The organism is Clostridium perfringens ATCC 13124, assembly GCF_000013285.1.
Taxonomy (GTDB): Bacteria; Bacillota; Clostridia; order Clostridiales; family Clostridiaceae; genus Sarcina; species Sarcina perfringens.
Window position 1 is genome coordinate 2,785,001 of the sequence record NC_008261.1, and the last position, 14,884, is coordinate 2,799,884.

The window sequence follows — 14,884 nt, forward strand, 5'->3', positions numbered from 1 at the left end:
TATAATTAATTAATATGTATAAGGCTTTGTGTAATATATAAAAAAACAAAAACTTCAGAGATTCTTATAAAATAAACTCCAAATATTAATAATGTTTATTAAAATGGCTTACTTATATAATATAACACTCCATCCACCTAAAAAAACATTTGAAAATATATTTGTAATTATATAAATTATCATCTCATTTATCACACTATAAATTATATTATTTCCACTATTATTAATAATCTATTTTAAAAATTAGAATTATCTTATTTTAACAAAAGGCTTAAATTTTATTAATTAATAAATTTGTTAACTTTTTTGTAAACAAAAAATATATAATTTAATTAATTTTAAAAATATAATAGGAGTGATTAAAGTGAAAAAGTTACTTGTACCAGTTTTAGTTATTATAATTTTTGCATTGCTATTTGTAGGATGTACAAATTCTTCTAATTCATCAAGTGATTCTTCTGTAGAAATAATAAATAGTAATCAGCAAAATTCTAATTCCAATAATAATAACAGTTCTAATAATGACACTAAAAAATCTGACTCTAACAATGCTTCACATAAAGATAACAAAGATAACAATGTTTCCAATAATAAAAATACTAATAAAAAATTAGATAATAAAGCCGAAAAATTATTAAAAGATATTAAAGAAAAGGCTGTAAAAGGTGAAATTATTGACTATGATTTTAAACTAGGTGATTCAATATATGATGTAATTGACAAATTAGGAAAACCTTCTAGTGAAAATTATGTTGCTGAAGCTAAAGGAAATTACTTTAATTTTGATTCCTATAATTTATCATTTGGATGTAATAAGGGTGATCAAATCTTTGAAATTAGATCTTTAAATAAGGATTTAAAAAGCTTAGATTTAAATAATGTAGAAAACTTTTTTGGGAAGCCTGATTATACTGTTACAACTAAATCAAAAGAAAAAATTATTGGATATAAAATAACAAAAGATTTTAAAATACTATTTGTATTCAATACTAGTACATATAAATTAGACCATTATTCTGTTCTATATCCAAGTATAACTCATAATTCTATGGCAGGAGACAATGGCAGAGAGTGGTAAGATAATTACCCTTAAAGAAAAAGAGGTTACATACAATCTAATAATAAAACTTAAAAACATATTTTCATACTTACTTTCTATAAGTTTTATTAAAAATTATTGTATGCATCCTCTTTTATTTTTTCTTGCTACTTTATTACTATAATATTTTTATAATCTTAATTACTACACACTCTTATTATTAATTCTGATCTATGGTACTTTTTATAGGAAAATATTAAACTGGTTTTCTTTCTATATATAAATTCTAACCTATGCACCTTTCATAAATTTAAATTCTTATTTAACTAATATCTTTAAACTATAGAATTTATTATAAAGTTTTTAATCATTATTTCATGTTCTTTAATAATTCAGTTAAGAATCTATAGCATCTTCCAACAGATTCTATTTTAAAATGCTCATTTGCTGTATGCACATCAAATATATCTGGACCAAAACTTATCATTTCTACCTCTTGTCCCATCTTTTCTTTAAAGATTCCACACTCAAGACCTGCATGTAAAGCTGTTATTTGAGGCTCACTTCCAAATAAATCACTGTAAGTTTTAATGCTTAAATCTTTTATTTTTGATTCTGCTTCATATTCCCACTCTGGATAATCTCCATCTTTAGTCATATTAGCTCCTATAACTTTACAAAGAGCCTCTACTCTATTTGTAATTTCTATCTTTTTACTCTTAACTGCACTTCTTATATCAATAATAAATTTAATTTTATCCTCTACCATTTCTACTATTCCAAGATTTAAACTGCTTTCAACTAATCCATTTATCTCTTGACTCATAGATTGTAATCCATCTGGAACTAAAACTAAAAATCTAGTTACATCCTCTGTAACCTTTTTAGTTAATTGTTTTTCCACTCCTTCAATACTTTTAACAGAAAGATTAACATCTGGCTCTCCAATTCTGTATTCTGCCTTTAAATCTTTTTCTAAGGCAGTACAAATTTCTTTAACCTTTTCTACCTGTTCTTTCTTAACTGCAATTATGCTTTGACAATATTGTGGTATTGCATTATGTTTTGATCCACCCTTAATTGATGCAATGTTAAAGTCAACTTCTTTGCTTAAAGCATATAAGATTCTTCCCATTAACTTATTAGCATTTCCTCTTTGTTTATGGATTTCCATTCCTGAGTGTCCACCCTTAAAACCTGAAATCTCTAATTTTAAAGCTTCTCCATTAAACTCTTCAAATTCAGCATTTATTTCTGGATAAACCATTATTCCTCCAGCACAGCCTGCAATAAATACTCCTTCTTCTTCAGCATCTATATTTAATAAAACCTTTCCTTTTAAAAGTGAAGTATCTAAAGCAGTAGCTCCCCCCATAACTGTTTCTTCCTCTGTAGTTGCTACAAACTCTATTGCTGGATGCTCTATATTATTAGAATCTAAGATAGCTAATCCATAGGCTAAGGAAATACCATCATCTGCTCCTAAAGTAGTATCTGTAGCATAAACAAATTTATCATCAATAATTCTTAATTTTAAAGGATCTTTTTTAAAATCGTGATTACTACTCTTTAATTTTTCACATACCATATCCATATGCCCTTGAATTATAACTCCTGGTACAGTTTCATACCCCTTAGTAGCAGGCTTTTTAATTATTACATTTAGTGCCTCATCCTGAATAACTTCAAGATTTCTCTCCTTTGCAAACTTAACAAGATAATCACTAAGTTCTTTTTCATTTCCAGAATCATGTGGTATTCTTGTTAAATCTTCAAAAAATCTAAATACACTTTTAGGCTCTAGGTTTTCTAATACTCTCATTTTACTTCCTCCTCTAGCTAAACACTTAATAATCACTTTAAACTTTATAATTACTAATTTACTTTTATCTATATTGTAAATCTTATATATTACCTATAATTTTATAATATCATTTAATTAATTATTTTCAAAAATTAACCTAAAAAAATAAGGGTTACAAAATCATTGTAACCCTTAAAATTGGTGCACCTAGCAAGATTCGAACTCGCGACCTGTGGATTCGAAGTCCAACGCTCTATCCAGCTGAGCTATAGATGCTTATATTTTTAAAAATAAAAAAAAGATAACCGATTCGGTTATCTTTTGAATGGAGCGGGTACCGGGAATCGAACCCGGGTATCCAGCTTGGAAGGCTGGTGTTCTACCATTGAACTACACCCGCATATGGAGCGGAAGACGGGACTCGAACCCGCAACTTTCACCTTGGCAAGGTGACACTCTACCATTGAGTCACTCCCGCATTGAATGCTTGTTTAAATTTAATGGTGCAGATGAAGGGAGTCGAACCCCCACGCCGTAGGCGCTAGATCCTAAGTCTAGTGCGTCTGCCAATTCCGCCACATCTGCAAATTAAATTTGGTGATCTGCCAGGGAATCGAACCCTGGACACCGTGATTAAAAGTCACGTGCTCTACCGACTGAGCTAGCAAATCAAGTTTTTGGCTGGGATAGCAGGATTCGAACCTGCGAATGACGGAGTCAAAGTCCGTTGCCTTACCGCTTGGCGATATCCCAAAATATGGGGTGAGCGACGAGACTCGAACTCGCGACACCCAGAGCCACAATCTGGTGCTCTACCAACTGAACTACGCCCACCATATGGTGTACCTTAAGGGATTCGAACCCCTGACCCACGGCTTAGAAGGCCGTTGCTCTATCCAGCTGAGCTAAAGATACACATTAATAAATTTTGAAATGATTTTAAACATTTATGGAGCGGGTACCGGGAATCGAACCCGGGTATCCAGCTTGGAAGGCTGGTGTTCTACCATTGAACTACACCCGCACAATGGTCGGGGTGACAGGGATCGAACCTGCGACCTCATGGTCCCAAACCACGCGCGCTCCCATCTGCGCCACACCCCGAAGTGTGGTGTACCTTAAGGGATTCGAACCCCTGACCCACGGCTTAGAAGGCCGTTGCTCTATCCAGCTGAGCTAAAGATACACATCAAACAATTATTATTTTAAATGTTTTTTAATGTTTTGTCAAGTGTTTTTACTTAACATTTTAAACATTTTGTGGAGCGGGTACCGGGAATCGAACCCGGGTATCCAGCTTGGAAGGCTGGTGTTCTACCATTGAACTACACCCGCATATTGGAGCGGAAGACGGGACTCGAACCCGCAACTTTCACCTTGGCAAGGTGACACTCTACCATTGAGTCACTCCCGCATTGAATGCTTAAAATTAAATTTAATTGGTGCAGATGAAGGGAGTCGAACCCCCACGCCGTAGGCGCTAGATCCTAAGTCTAGTGCGTCTGCCAATTCCGCCACATCTGCAAATTAAATTTGGTGATCTGCCAGGGAATCGAACCCTGGACACCGTGATTAAAAGTCACGTGCTCTACCGACTGAGCTAGCAAATCATGATAATAAATTTTGTTTTGGTGATCTGCCAGGGAATCGAACCCTGGACACCGTGATTAAAAGTCACGTGCTCTACCGACTGAGCTAGCAAATCACATTTTGGCTGGGATAGCAGGATTCGAACCTGCGAATGACGGAGTCAAAGTCCGTTGCCTTACCGCTTGGCGATATCCCAATATGGGGTGAGCGACGAGACTCGAACTCGCGACACCCAGAGCCACAATCTGGTGCTCTACCAACTGAACTACGCCCACCATATGGTGTACCTTAAGGGATTCGAACCCCTGACCCACGGCTTAGAAGGCCGTTGCTCTATCCAGCTGAGCTAAAGATACACATTGAAAACAAAATTTATTTTAATTAGTTTTAAATGTTTTGTCAAGCACTTTTTTGCTTAACTTTTGAAACATTTTGTGGAGCGGGTACCGGGAATCGAACCCGGGTATCCAGCTTGGAAGGCTGGTGTTCTACCATTGAACTACACCCGCATAATGGTCGGGGTGACAGGGATCGAACCTGCGACCTCATGGTCCCAAACCACGCGCGCTCCCATCTGCGCCACACCCCGAAGGCTTTGTTTCACCGCCGCTCTCTCGCGACGACAATAGTTATTCTACAGTATAGTTATTATTATGTCAACACTTTTTTTAAAGTTTTTTTAGAAAAATTTATCGAACCCTCTGAAACCCTGATAAAATCTATGTTTTCTTTTTAAAAAAAGTGCTAATACATAGGCTTTTTTTATGTATTAGCACTTATTTTTTAATTTAATTCTAATTAAATAGAAAAAAAGCTTACTTCTACATTTTCAGAATCTACATTCATAAAAGCTATACTTGCTTCTCCATCTTTAGGTATTGATGGACTACCAGGATTTATTATCCACATATTTCCCTCTTTTAAGGCTACTTTTCTATGAGTATGACCAAAAATCACTCCATCTACTCCTAATTCAAGTCCTCTATAGTAAATTTTATCCAATCCATATTTAACTGTATATTTATGTCCATGAGTTATTAGAAATTTTTTGCCTTCAATTTCAATAACTTGCTCAACTTGCCCATTTCTTTCATAGTCACAGTTTCCTACAACAGAATATACCTTTCCCTTAAAACCTTCACTTAATAACTTAACATCATTTATATTATCTCCTAAATGTATAAGAACATATGAATCATTTAGTAAAGTTTTTATATATTCAATAACATGAGTAACTCCATGTGTATCACTGACTATAGCTACTTTCATTTCTTCTCCTCCTATTTAAGTATCCCTTTTAAATTATCCTTTAGTTTTTCTAAAGCTCTTCCCCTATGGCTAATAGCATTCTTTTCATCTGAAGTCATTTCTGCGAAAGTTTTTTTGTATTCTGGTACGAAAAATAAAGGATCATATCCAAAACCTTCATTTCCACTTAAAGCTTCTAAAATTACTCCATAACTTTTTCCCTCTGCTACTATTTTTTCTCCTTTATCTGTAACTGCAACTATTACACATATAAAATTAGCTTTTCTTTCATCTTCTTTAACATTTTTTAATTCCTCTAATAACTTTTCATTATTTTTAGAATCATTTCCATGTTCCCCTGCATATCTGGCAGAATATATACCTGGCGCTCCATTTAAATAATCTACTTCTAGTCCTGAATCATCAGCCATTACAATAAAATCACTTTCACCCTTACTAAGTAAATACTTTCTTATTTCATTAGCTTTCTTAAAAGAATTTTCTTCAAATGTTTTTCCGTCCTCTTCAACATCTATGTCTATTCCTGCTTCATTTAAAGATAATATGTTTAAATTAAAATCTTTTAATATTTCTTTTATTTCTTTTACCTTATGTGCATTATTACTTGCTAGTATAAATTTTTTCATTTTACTCTCTCCCTGTTCCGATCCATAAAGAATCTGTCTTTAAAGCATCTTTTTGTGCTTGTATCATTTGTTTTGCTCCCTTTTCAGCAAGATTTAATAATTCATCTAATTCTTTTCTTGAAAAAGGTCCAGCCTCTCCAGTTCCTTGAATTTCTATAAATTCTCCCTCTTCTGTCATTACAACATTCATATCTACTTTAGCTACATGGTCTTCTTCATAGCATAAGTCTAATACTTTCTCTTCCCCTACTATTCCAACACTTACTGCGCTGACAAAATGTCTTATAGGATAAACATTGAAAGGTTTCTTTTGATGAAGTTTATTTACAGCATCAACCAATGCCACAAATGAACCTGTAATAGAAGTCGTTCTAGTTCCTCCATCAGCTTGAAGAACATCACAGTCTATCCAAATAGTTTTTTCTCCTAAAGCTTTCATATCTACAGCTGATCTAAGAGCTCTTCCTATAAGTCTTTGTATTTCCATTGTTCTTCCATCTATTTTAAGTTTATTTATCTCTCTTTGTTTTCTACTTTGAGTACTTCTTGGAAGCATGTTATATTCAGCAGTTATCCATCCTTCTCCAGAACCCTTTAAAAAAGGTGGAACTTTCTCTTCTATTGAAGCAGTACATAATACTTTAGTATCCCCAACTTCTATTAATACAGAGCCTTCTGCATATTTAGTAAAGTTTCTTGTTATTTTAACTGGTCTTATCTGTTCTTTTTTTCTTCCACTACTTCTCATTCAATATCTCCTTACCTTAATTTATTTTCAAAACACTAATTATAAGAATAGTATATTGGTTATTTTATCCTTTATCAACATGGATTATATATAAAAATTATGCCTATAAAAAGCCCTCTAAACCTTTATTTCACCTAAAAGTATTATGTACTCACTAGGTAATATTTATAATAAAAATTCATATTAATATATATAAGAAATAATATCATGAGGTGAATTATTTGAAGTATATAGGTTCATTCTTCAAAGCTAATTCTCTTTCTAAAGAAGAGATAGCATCACAATTACTTTTTCTTTCAAAAGAATCAGTAAATCATATAGTACTTGAATCTAGGTGTGGAATATCTACAAATTACAAAAATCTTAAAGAAAATTTCAAAAAAGATGAGATATCATTCTTTAAAAATAATACTCCATTAATTTGTATATATAAAAAAGCAAAGCCTAATATTTATTCTTCTAAGTATTCAAAAACTTGGGATGATACCACCTTTAAAAAAGATATTCCAGTTTCATCTAATGCATTAATGACCCTTTCTCTTTTAAGACTTTGTTCTTACTATGAAAAATTTAAAAATATTAATAGTGCACTTTATAAAAGAGCTGCCTTTTATAAAAATTTAAGTAAGCTTCAACTGGAATTTTATTATACCTATTTAAGAAATCCAGAAGGTTTTTTTGTAAATAAGAAAAATGATGAGTCTTCTTCTAAGTCTGGCTTAAATATAAGTGAAAAAGAAGATGAAATGTCTTACTCAGATCAAGCATTAATGATGTTAGCTTACTATATGTATAGTAAAGTAGCCCCTGAGGATTCTGATAGCAAAACCTATGAAGATTTTGCACTTCAAATATTAAACATGTTTGTTAATTTTAAAGAAGAATTATACTCACTTTCCTTAGATGAATGTTGCAAAATAGACTATTGCTTAAATAACATGCTTCTATATTCAAATAATGAAAATTGTAAATTACTAGTTTTAGATTTATCTGATTTCATATTAAACAAATATTATGAATCAAATAGCACATTTTCTAATCTTGAAACAACTTCTCTACTAGCCTTAAATATGTATTTAAGCTATAAGAATACAAACATACTTATATTTAAAGATGCTTACTTAGACTTAATTGAGCTTTTCTGCAATATGTTTAATGATGAAAAGGGAATAATCCTAAAAGGAACAGATAAAAAAGAGTATAAATATTCTAACATGGAAATATGCTTATATTTAACTAACCTTTTAATGTCCTTTGATTTAGATGAAGATTCATCAGATAAAAGAGAAAATATAATATCTAAGGTCTATAAAAATTATATAGTTAACTCAGGAATAGTAACTAGTTTCCCTGATGCTCCAAATTTAGATTCTCATGAAAGATATAAAAAGTTCTCTTTAAAGCCTGATGATTTAATTGATGAATCAATGTTTAGAATGACTAATGCTAATAGCCCTGAACTTACAGGATTAGCACCTATATTTACAAAAAATCTAAAGTACTCTACAAAAAAATCAATTTTCACTTCAGATAAAACTACTTTTGATAGTACAAAAAATATGTTTATATTCTTTGTATTTATAAATAGTTTTATTGATAAATATATAGATTTTATTACTGATACTCCTAAAGAGAAAAAAAATGCTATGTTAGTAGAAGAAATAGACTCTTTAAAGAATGTACAAAAAACAAATAAACTTCCTAAATTAAATAATTTTAACTCTAAGACTCCTATAGTTCCACCTGATGCTGGAGAATCAGACTATAATTCTATAACTAATGAAAATCAAATTGATGAAATTTCTCCACCACTAACAAACCCAAACTTAACTAGAGAAATATCTGAATATAGTGATTCTTCAATAGATAAAAAAGAGGATTTAGATGATAAAATGAAAAATATTCTTGATTCTACTGATTTATAATAATTTATGCTTCATAAAACAATTAAAAACTTATAAATAGCTTTCTAGGAACTTCTATAATCTTTCTTTTCCTAATGTGCTATTTATAAGTTTTTTATTAAATATGGTTTATGATTTAGATCTATATGACAGAAAATATATTTTATTAGCTTAGATTTTATTATTAAATACAATTTGTAATTTAGGGTTACTTATGTAAAATAAATTTCCCTAAAGTTTTTTTAATACTTAGAGTGCAAATTTACTTTCATATAAAATTATAAGTATTTTAACTGCTATATTTTAATATTAAATTTCCATTTGAATCAATAAATAAATAATTAACCTTTGGTGACTTACACCAAACATCATTTTTAAAATATAAACTAACTAAACTTAAATTAGGCTTTTCTGAAGTAGCAGTTTCTTTTTCCTCTTCTTCACTCTTATCCTCTACTTCTCCCTCTTCTTTATTTATATCTTCCTTTTTTAAGCTTTCTGAGTTTTTTTCATTTAAGTTAAATTCACTAAAAGCTATATTAAACTCTCCACTTTTTATTACTTCCTCTATACCCTCATCATGAATTTTTACTATACTCTTTATGGCTAGCTCCTTGTCTAAAAATTTTTTCAGTTCATTTGCTAAAGCTTTATCCTCTTCATTATTTCCTACAACTATTTTTACTACCTCATTATTATTAAGAACCTTTTTCAAAGTATTTTTACCTGATTCTTTAAGATTATTTTTTTCTGATTCATTAATCTTATAATCTCCTTTATCTCCATCCTTTTTAATTGAGTGAATTTCTTCTTTGTTATTTATTACTTTTATATATGGTTTTCCTAAATTATTTTTTAATATATTACTATCACTAATTAAAACTTGCATAATATTAGATATTCCCTGAGCCATTTCAGCTTTATCACTATTTACAATCATTAACTTTAAAATATCACTATTATATTTACTTAAATCTTTATATAATCCTATATCTTCTGAATATATTATAGGAGGATTCTTTAAAATATCTACTTTTTCTAGATTAAAAGCTGCTAACTCAATTTCATCAGAGTCTTTCTCCTTAAAAGCTATATCTTTTATTTCTAATTCGCTACTATTATAAGGATTATCTTTTAATCTTATAAATCCATCCTTAGTTACATCATATATAACATATGGCCCCGTATATGATATTTCATTAAAATCTTTCTTATAATTATCTAATGGTTCATTTAAATCTCTTAGTCTATATATAGGTTTAGCTAAATTTTTAAGTAAATTATCATCCCTATTGTTCATTCTTAAAACCAATGTATAATCATCAGGACTACTTATTGCTACTTCACTAAAATCAATTTTCCCTTCTCTATAATCCTTAACTCCGTAAATACTATATAACTCATTACTTGTATAATCTTCATTATCTGGACTTAATAAATCCCTAAAAAATATTTGAAAATCCTTTGCTGTCACTTCTGTGCCATTACTCCACTTATTTTTTTCATTAATTTTAAATGTATATTCTAAGCCATCATCACTAATCTTCCATCCCATAGCAAGGTCTGGAATTGGTTCTCCTTTTTCATTTACCTCAACTAGTCCTGAAAATATATTGCTTACTAAATCCTCTTCTCCTTTATTTAAGGATTCACTAGGCCTTATGGTATCTGGTAAACTTTCAAGAGAATATATAAGCCCTTCATTATATTCAAAGTTCATATTAGAAACAGGGGTTACGTCCACATAACTCCTTCCTACTCCAACTACTAATAAAATTATTAAACATATAAATAAAATTACTTTCTTCATGTAAATATCTCCTTCATTAATAACTATATCACTTAATTATTTAATTTATTTCTAAATATACTTTCTTTGATTTATTTCCTTGATTTATTCCTTTAATTTATTTCAACTTATAGTTATAAAAACTATTAATAACATAGTAAAAAGAATGTCTATACTTATAAAACATAAGAAAGTAATTTAAGCTCATTAAATTTTATATAAAACAAATCTTTACCCTCAAAATAAGGATTTAAAATTTAACTTGTTATATGAAACATGTAATTATCTCCTTCATAATCTTTTCCTTTTAAATTATTGACAAATATAAGTTGAAATAAATCAAATAAATGATATTATTTCTTTAATTTATTTCTAAATATAGTTATAAAAACTATTAATAACATGGTAAAAGGAATGTCTATACTCATCAATCATAAGAAAGTAATTTAAACTCATTAAAATTTATATAAAAATGCTTATTTCACCCTCAAAATAAGCATTTAAAACTTAACTTGCCATATGAAACATATAATTATCTCCTTCAATAATATTTTCTCTTCAAATTATTAATAACTATATCACTTAATTATTTAATTTATTTCTAAATATAGTTATAAAAACTATCTAAATAACATGGTAAGAGGAATTTCTATACTTATTAAACATAAGAAAGTAATTTAAACTTATTTAAATTTATATAAAAATGCTTATTTCACCCTTAAAATAAGCATTTAAAACTTAACTTTTCATATGAAACATATAATTATCTTCTTCAATAATCTTTTCTCTTCAAATTATTAATAACTATATCACTTAATTATTTAATTTATTTCTAAATATAGTTATAAAAGCTATGTAAATAACATGGTAAGAGGAATTTCTATACTTATTAAACATAAGAAAGTAATTTAAACTCATTAAAATTTATATAAAAATGCTTATTTTACCCTCAAAATAAGCATTTAAAACTTAACTTTTCATATGAAACATGTAATTATCTTCTTCAATAATCTTTTCTCTTCAAATTATTAATAACTATATCACTTAATTATTTAATTTATTTCTAAATATAGTTATAAAAACTATCTAAATAACATGGTAAAAGGAATGTTTATACTTATAAAACATAAGAAAGTAATTTAAGCTCATTAAATTTTATATAAAACAAATCTTTACCCTCAAAATAAAGATTTAAAACTTAATTTGTCGTATGAAATATGATGATGTTTCTTTCTCTTTATCCACCTTTGCTTAACAACAAAGTCTTTTCCATTTAGAAGTTTTATTCTATTTATAAATCTATCTGTTTCTGCCATGTTATAAACATCTTGTTGAAAAACTCCTGTGGTAATATATACGCCCTTATCTATCTCTCTATCTTGTATTAAACGTATAAACTTATAGTAATCATAAATTGTTACAGCTAACGCTTTATGAAATACTATTAAAGTCTTTTTTCTACTAGAACTTATTTCTACTATAAATTCATTATTATTCTTTTCTATGATTTCATAATTTAATTTTTCTTTAATACACTCTTTAATTATTATTTGGCTTACTTTTTTTATTGATATCTTCCTAAATTTCATTAATGACTTTTCTATATTCTTTGAATTCATAAGAACATAAAAAGATTTCAGCATATACTTATCTCCTTATTTATCACTTACTAAAATTATATGTTTTAATGTAATAATTATTTAATACTATTTATAACTATTCTTATGGTATAATTTATTTATTATTTTATATGGAGGTAAAATTAAATGACCTTAGCAGTTCAAGTTGTTGCTATACTTTTCATGTTAATAATGATATTTTTAGGAATCTGGAGTTTTGTAATTGCAAATAAAGCTTACAGACAAATAAAGTATAAGAATTATTTACTTGAAAAAATAGCACACAATATATCTCTAATAAGAAATAAGGAAAAAATATTTGATAACTTAAATGCTATGGATGATTCAGTTTCATATTCTGAAATAAAAGAAAACCTTTTAGATAAAGATATTAAAACTGATACAGAATCAGAAGAGGATACAAATATATCAGAGGAAATAAAAGAAAACTCAAATATAGAGGAAAAATAAAAGCCATGTGAAATTACTCACATAGCTTTTATTTTTTTATATCATATTTTCAAATTCTTCTTCACTTAATATAGTAACACCTAAAGATTTAGCTTTATCATATTTTGAACCAGCTGCTTCTCCTGCTATTACAAAATCAGTCTTTTTACTTACACTTCCTGAAACCTTTGCTCCTAAAGATTCTAATTTTTCTTTTATTGATGTTCTAGAATAGTTTTCTAAAGTACCAGTTACTACTACTGTTTTTCCCATAAATGGACTTTCTAAAACTTCTTTTTTCTCGTAATGAGGATTTACTCCAAGGGATAATAATTCATTTATTACTTTTAAAGTTCTTTCCTCTTTAAAGAATTCTATTATACTTCTAGCAACTATATCTCCAACATCTTGGACAGATACTAATTCTTCAAAAGTAGCCTTCTCTAGGTTTTCTAAAGACTCAAATCTCTTTACTAAATCCTTAGCAGTTTTAACTCCTACGTTAGGAATTCCTAAGGAATATAGAAATGCTTCTAGAGTACAATCTTTACTTTTTTCTATGGCATCTAAAAGATTTTGTGCTTTCTTTGGTCCAAACTTATCTAAATCTAATAATTTTTCATATTCTAGTTTATAAAGATCTGATATATCTCTTATATCAAGCTTTTCAAATAATTGCTCTGCTGTTTTTTCTGAAAAACCAGCTATATTCATAGCTTCTCTTCCAGCAAAGTGAACTATAGTTTTAACCATTTGAGGCTTACATCCTAGAGTATTTTCACAATAGATATGAACTCCTTCATGAACTAAATGTGCTCCACAAGCTGGACATACCTTTGGCTCTTCAATTTCCTTTGTACCTTCTAAGCTTTCAGGAACTACTCCCATTATTTCTGGAATAACATCATTGCTTCTTCTTACAAATACTTCAGCCCCTAATCTTACTCCTTTTCTAGCTATATCATCCATATTATTTAATGTAGCCCTCTTAACAGTAACTCCAGCTAACTCTACTGGCTCTAAGATAGCTGTGGGAGATACTCTTCCGCTTCTACCTACATTCCATTCAACATCTAAAAGCTTAGTTGTAGCCTCCTGTGCTTCAAATTTATATGCAATAGCCCACTTAGGAAATTTAACTGTGTATCCTAAAAGTTCTCTAGTTCTTATATCATCTATAGCTATAACTAATCCATCTATATCATAATTTAAATCAAATCTTATATCTCTTATATAATCAATTTCTTTTTGAATTTCATCTAAAGTTGTGCATTCCCTAATATAATCATCCATTGGAAATCCCTTAGTTTTTATGAAATTTAACATTTCCATATAAGTTTTAAAAGGAGCTCCTTCCTTATATCCAACATCATAGAAGAAAGCTGATAAATTTCTTTTAGCTGTCTCTGCTACATTTAAATTTCTTAAAGCTCCCGCTGCTCCATTTCTTAAATTCTTAAGAGGAGTGTCTGCTTCACTATTGTATTTTTCAAAGGCTTCTGTAGTCATAATAGCCTCTCCATGAATTTCTAGAAAATCATGACAATCAATTTTTAATGGAATTGATTTTATAGTTTTCACCTGAGCTGTGACATCTTCACCAATAGCCCCAGTTCCTCTAGTTGCTCCAGTAACTAATACTCCATTTTCATCATAGGAAAGATTAATTGTTAATCCATCAAACTTTTTAGTTAAAATATATTTTAATGGTGGTAATTCTTCATCTGAAGTTCTATTATATTCTTCAAGGAATTTAACATTTCTATTGTGCCACTCTCTAATTTCCTCTAAAGTTTGAGCTTTGTCTAAACTCCAAAGTCTAGCTTTATGAGTGTATTTTTTAAACTCAGGAAGAATTACATCACCAACTCTTTGAGTAGGTGAATAGGGTAATTTATATCCTGTTTCCTTTTCTAAATCTACTAATTCATAGTATTTTTTATCATAATCTTTATCTGTTACTGAAGAATTTCCTAAAACATAATATTCATAAGCATATTTATTTAACTCTTCAACTAACTCTTCTATTAATTTTTTCTTATCCAT

General features: G+C 29.0%; 10 protein-coding genes and 21 tRNA genes. 3 read left to right on the top strand and 28 right to left on the bottom strand.

Going from position 1 to position 14,884, the window contains the following annotated elements; genetic code table 11:
• The first annotated feature begins 364 nt into the window (after positions 1–364).
• Positions 365–1,078: a YjgB family protein gene (locus CPF_RS12255; protein ID WP_011591084.1), complete on the top strand. Its 714-nt coding sequence runs from the start codon at positions 365–367 to the stop codon at positions 1,076–1,078.
• Positions 1,079–1,409: 331 nt separating this feature from the next.
• Here CPF_RS12255 and CPF_RS12260 read toward each other — a convergent pair whose 3' ends face one another.
• The 25 genes from CPF_RS12260 to rph form a co-directional block, all read right to left on the bottom strand.
• Complete coding sequence (locus CPF_RS12260) at positions 1,410–2,861, bottom strand: aminoacyl-histidine dipeptidase (RefSeq protein ID WP_011591085.1); 1,452 nt, start codon at positions 2,859–2,861, stop codon at positions 1,410–1,412.
• Between the two features lie 181 nt (positions 2,862–3,042).
• Positions 3,043–3,119 (bottom strand) — tRNA-Arg (locus tag CPF_RS12265).
• 50 nt (positions 3,120–3,169) lie between these two features.
• Positions 3,170–3,243 (bottom strand) — tRNA-Gly (locus CPF_RS12270).
• A gap of 3 nt (positions 3,244–3,246) precedes the next feature.
• Positions 3,247–3,321, bottom strand: a tRNA-Gly gene (locus tag CPF_RS12275).
• A 23-nt stretch (positions 3,322–3,344) separates the two neighbouring features.
• Positions 3,345–3,428: transfer RNA gene (locus tag CPF_RS12280), tRNA-Leu, on the bottom strand.
• Between the two features lie 10 nt (positions 3,429–3,438).
• Positions 3,439–3,514 (bottom strand) — tRNA-Lys (locus CPF_RS12285).
• A gap of 7 nt (positions 3,515–3,521) precedes the next feature.
• A tRNA-Gln gene (locus CPF_RS12290) sits at positions 3,522–3,596 on the bottom strand.
• A 5-nt stretch (positions 3,597–3,601) separates the two neighbouring features.
• Positions 3,602–3,677, bottom strand: a tRNA-His gene (locus CPF_RS12295).
• Between the two features lie 4 nt (positions 3,678–3,681).
• Positions 3,682–3,758: transfer RNA gene (locus CPF_RS12300), tRNA-Arg, on the bottom strand.
• A 35-nt stretch (positions 3,759–3,793) separates the two neighbouring features.
• Positions 3,794–3,867, bottom strand: a tRNA-Gly gene (locus CPF_RS12305).
• A gap of 4 nt (positions 3,868–3,871) precedes the next feature.
• A tRNA-Pro gene (locus tag CPF_RS12310) sits at positions 3,872–3,947 on the bottom strand.
• 5 nt (positions 3,948–3,952) lie between these two features.
• Positions 3,953–4,029 (bottom strand) — tRNA-Arg (locus tag CPF_RS12315).
• A gap of 75 nt (positions 4,030–4,104) precedes the next feature.
• Positions 4,105–4,178, bottom strand: a tRNA-Gly gene (locus tag CPF_RS12320).
• Between the two features lie 4 nt (positions 4,179–4,182).
• A tRNA-Gly gene (locus CPF_RS12325) sits at positions 4,183–4,257 on the bottom strand.
• A gap of 26 nt (positions 4,258–4,283) precedes the next feature.
• A tRNA-Leu gene (locus CPF_RS12330) sits at positions 4,284–4,367 on the bottom strand.
• Between the two features lie 10 nt (positions 4,368–4,377).
• Positions 4,378–4,453 (bottom strand) — tRNA-Lys (locus CPF_RS12335).
• A gap of 19 nt (positions 4,454–4,472) precedes the next feature.
• A tRNA-Lys gene (locus CPF_RS12340) sits at positions 4,473–4,548 on the bottom strand.
• Between the two features lie 6 nt (positions 4,549–4,554).
• Positions 4,555–4,629 (bottom strand) — tRNA-Gln (locus CPF_RS12345).
• Positions 4,630–4,632: 3 nt separating this feature from the next.
• A tRNA-His gene (locus tag CPF_RS12350) sits at positions 4,633–4,708 on the bottom strand.
• 4 nt (positions 4,709–4,712) lie between these two features.
• Positions 4,713–4,789, bottom strand: a tRNA-Arg gene (locus CPF_RS12355).
• 79 nt (positions 4,790–4,868) lie between these two features.
• Positions 4,869–4,942: transfer RNA gene (locus tag CPF_RS12360), tRNA-Gly, on the bottom strand.
• Positions 4,943–4,946: 4 nt separating this feature from the next.
• Positions 4,947–5,022: transfer RNA gene (locus CPF_RS12365), tRNA-Pro, on the bottom strand.
• A 209-nt stretch (positions 5,023–5,231) separates the two neighbouring features.
• Positions 5,232–5,702 (bottom strand): metallophosphoesterase, encoded by a 471-nt coding sequence (locus tag CPF_RS12370; RefSeq protein WP_011591086.1) that lies wholly within the window; start codon positions 5,700–5,702, stop codon positions 5,232–5,234.
• Positions 5,703–5,713: 11 nt separating this feature from the next.
• The gene (locus tag CPF_RS12375) at positions 5,714–6,328 is read right to left on the bottom strand and encodes an XTP/dITP diphosphatase (RefSeq protein ID WP_003482252.1); all 615 of its coding nucleotides are present in this window, start codon (positions 6,326–6,328) and stop codon (positions 5,714–5,716) included.
• A gap of 1 nt (position 6,329) precedes the next feature.
• Entirely contained in the window at positions 6,330–7,076 is a 747-nt protein-coding gene (rph, locus tag CPF_RS12380) for a ribonuclease PH (protein WP_011591087.1), read from the bottom strand.
• Positions 7,077–7,297: 221 nt separating this feature from the next.
• On the opposite strand from rph, the gene CPF_RS12385 reads away from it, so the two are divergent.
• The gene (locus CPF_RS12385) at positions 7,298–9,001 is read left to right on the top strand and encodes a hypothetical protein (protein ID WP_041702726.1); all 1,704 of its coding nucleotides are present in this window, start codon (positions 7,298–7,300) and stop codon (positions 8,999–9,001) included.
• A gap of 268 nt (positions 9,002–9,269) precedes the next feature.
• On the opposite strand, the gene CPF_RS12390 is transcribed toward CPF_RS12385, so the two are convergent.
• Together CPF_RS12390 and CPF_RS12395 are read right to left on the bottom strand one after the other, a co-directional pair.
• Positions 9,270–10,790 carry an ABC transporter substrate-binding protein gene (locus CPF_RS12390; RefSeq protein ID WP_011591089.1) on the bottom strand — a complete coding sequence of 507 codons (1,521 nt, stop codon included), beginning with the start codon at positions 10,788–10,790 and terminating at the stop codon, positions 9,270–9,272.
• 1,157 nt (positions 10,791–11,947) lie between these two features.
• Positions 11,948–12,412, bottom strand: a complete 465-nt coding sequence (locus CPF_RS12395; RefSeq protein WP_003454358.1) for a restriction endonuclease — start codon at positions 12,410–12,412, stop codon at positions 11,948–11,950.
• A 123-nt stretch (positions 12,413–12,535) separates the two neighbouring features.
• Here CPF_RS12395 and CPF_RS12400 point away from each other — a divergent pair, with 123 nt between their 5' ends.
• Positions 12,536–12,859 carry a hypothetical protein gene (locus CPF_RS12400; protein WP_003459451.1) on the top strand — a complete coding sequence of 108 codons (324 nt, stop codon included), beginning with the start codon at positions 12,536–12,538 and terminating at the stop codon, positions 12,857–12,859.
• A gap of 36 nt (positions 12,860–12,895) precedes the next feature.
• Here the strand turns inward: CPF_RS12400 and ligA are convergent, their stop codons facing one another.
• Positions 12,896–14,884 (bottom strand): NAD-dependent DNA ligase LigA, encoded by a 1,989-nt coding sequence (gene ligA / locus CPF_RS12405; RefSeq protein WP_011591090.1) that lies wholly within the window; start codon positions 14,882–14,884, stop codon positions 12,896–12,898.

Bases quoted from the DNA above. Each gene is read 5' to 3' on its own strand.
- CPF_RS12390 (WP_011591089.1), bottom strand. From the start codon at position 10,790: ATGAAGAAAGTAATTTTATTTATATGTTTAATAATTTTATTAGTAGTT.
- CPF_RS12395 (WP_003454358.1), bottom strand. From the start codon at position 12,412: ATGCTGAAATCTTTTTATGTTCTTATGAATTCAAAGAATATAGAAAAG.
- CPF_RS12370 (WP_011591086.1), bottom strand. From the start codon at position 5,702: ATGAAAGTAGCTATAGTCAGTGATACACATGGAGTTACTCATGTTATT.
- rph (WP_011591087.1), bottom strand. From the start codon at position 7,076: ATGAGAAGTAGTGGAAGAAAAAAAGAACAGATAAGACCAGTTAAAATA.
- CPF_RS12400 (WP_003459451.1), top strand. From the start codon at position 12,536: ATGACCTTAGCAGTTCAAGTTGTTGCTATACTTTTCATGTTAATAATG.
- ligA (WP_011591090.1), bottom strand. From the start codon at position 14,884: ATGGATAAGAAAAAATTAATAGAAGAGTTAGTTGAAGAGTTAAATAAA.
- CPF_RS12375 (WP_003482252.1), bottom strand. From the start codon at position 6,328: ATGAAAAAATTTATACTAGCAAGTAATAATGCACATAAGGTAAAAGAA.
- CPF_RS12260 (WP_011591085.1), bottom strand. From the start codon at position 2,861: ATGAGAGTATTAGAAAACCTAGAGCCTAAAAGTGTATTTAGATTTTTT.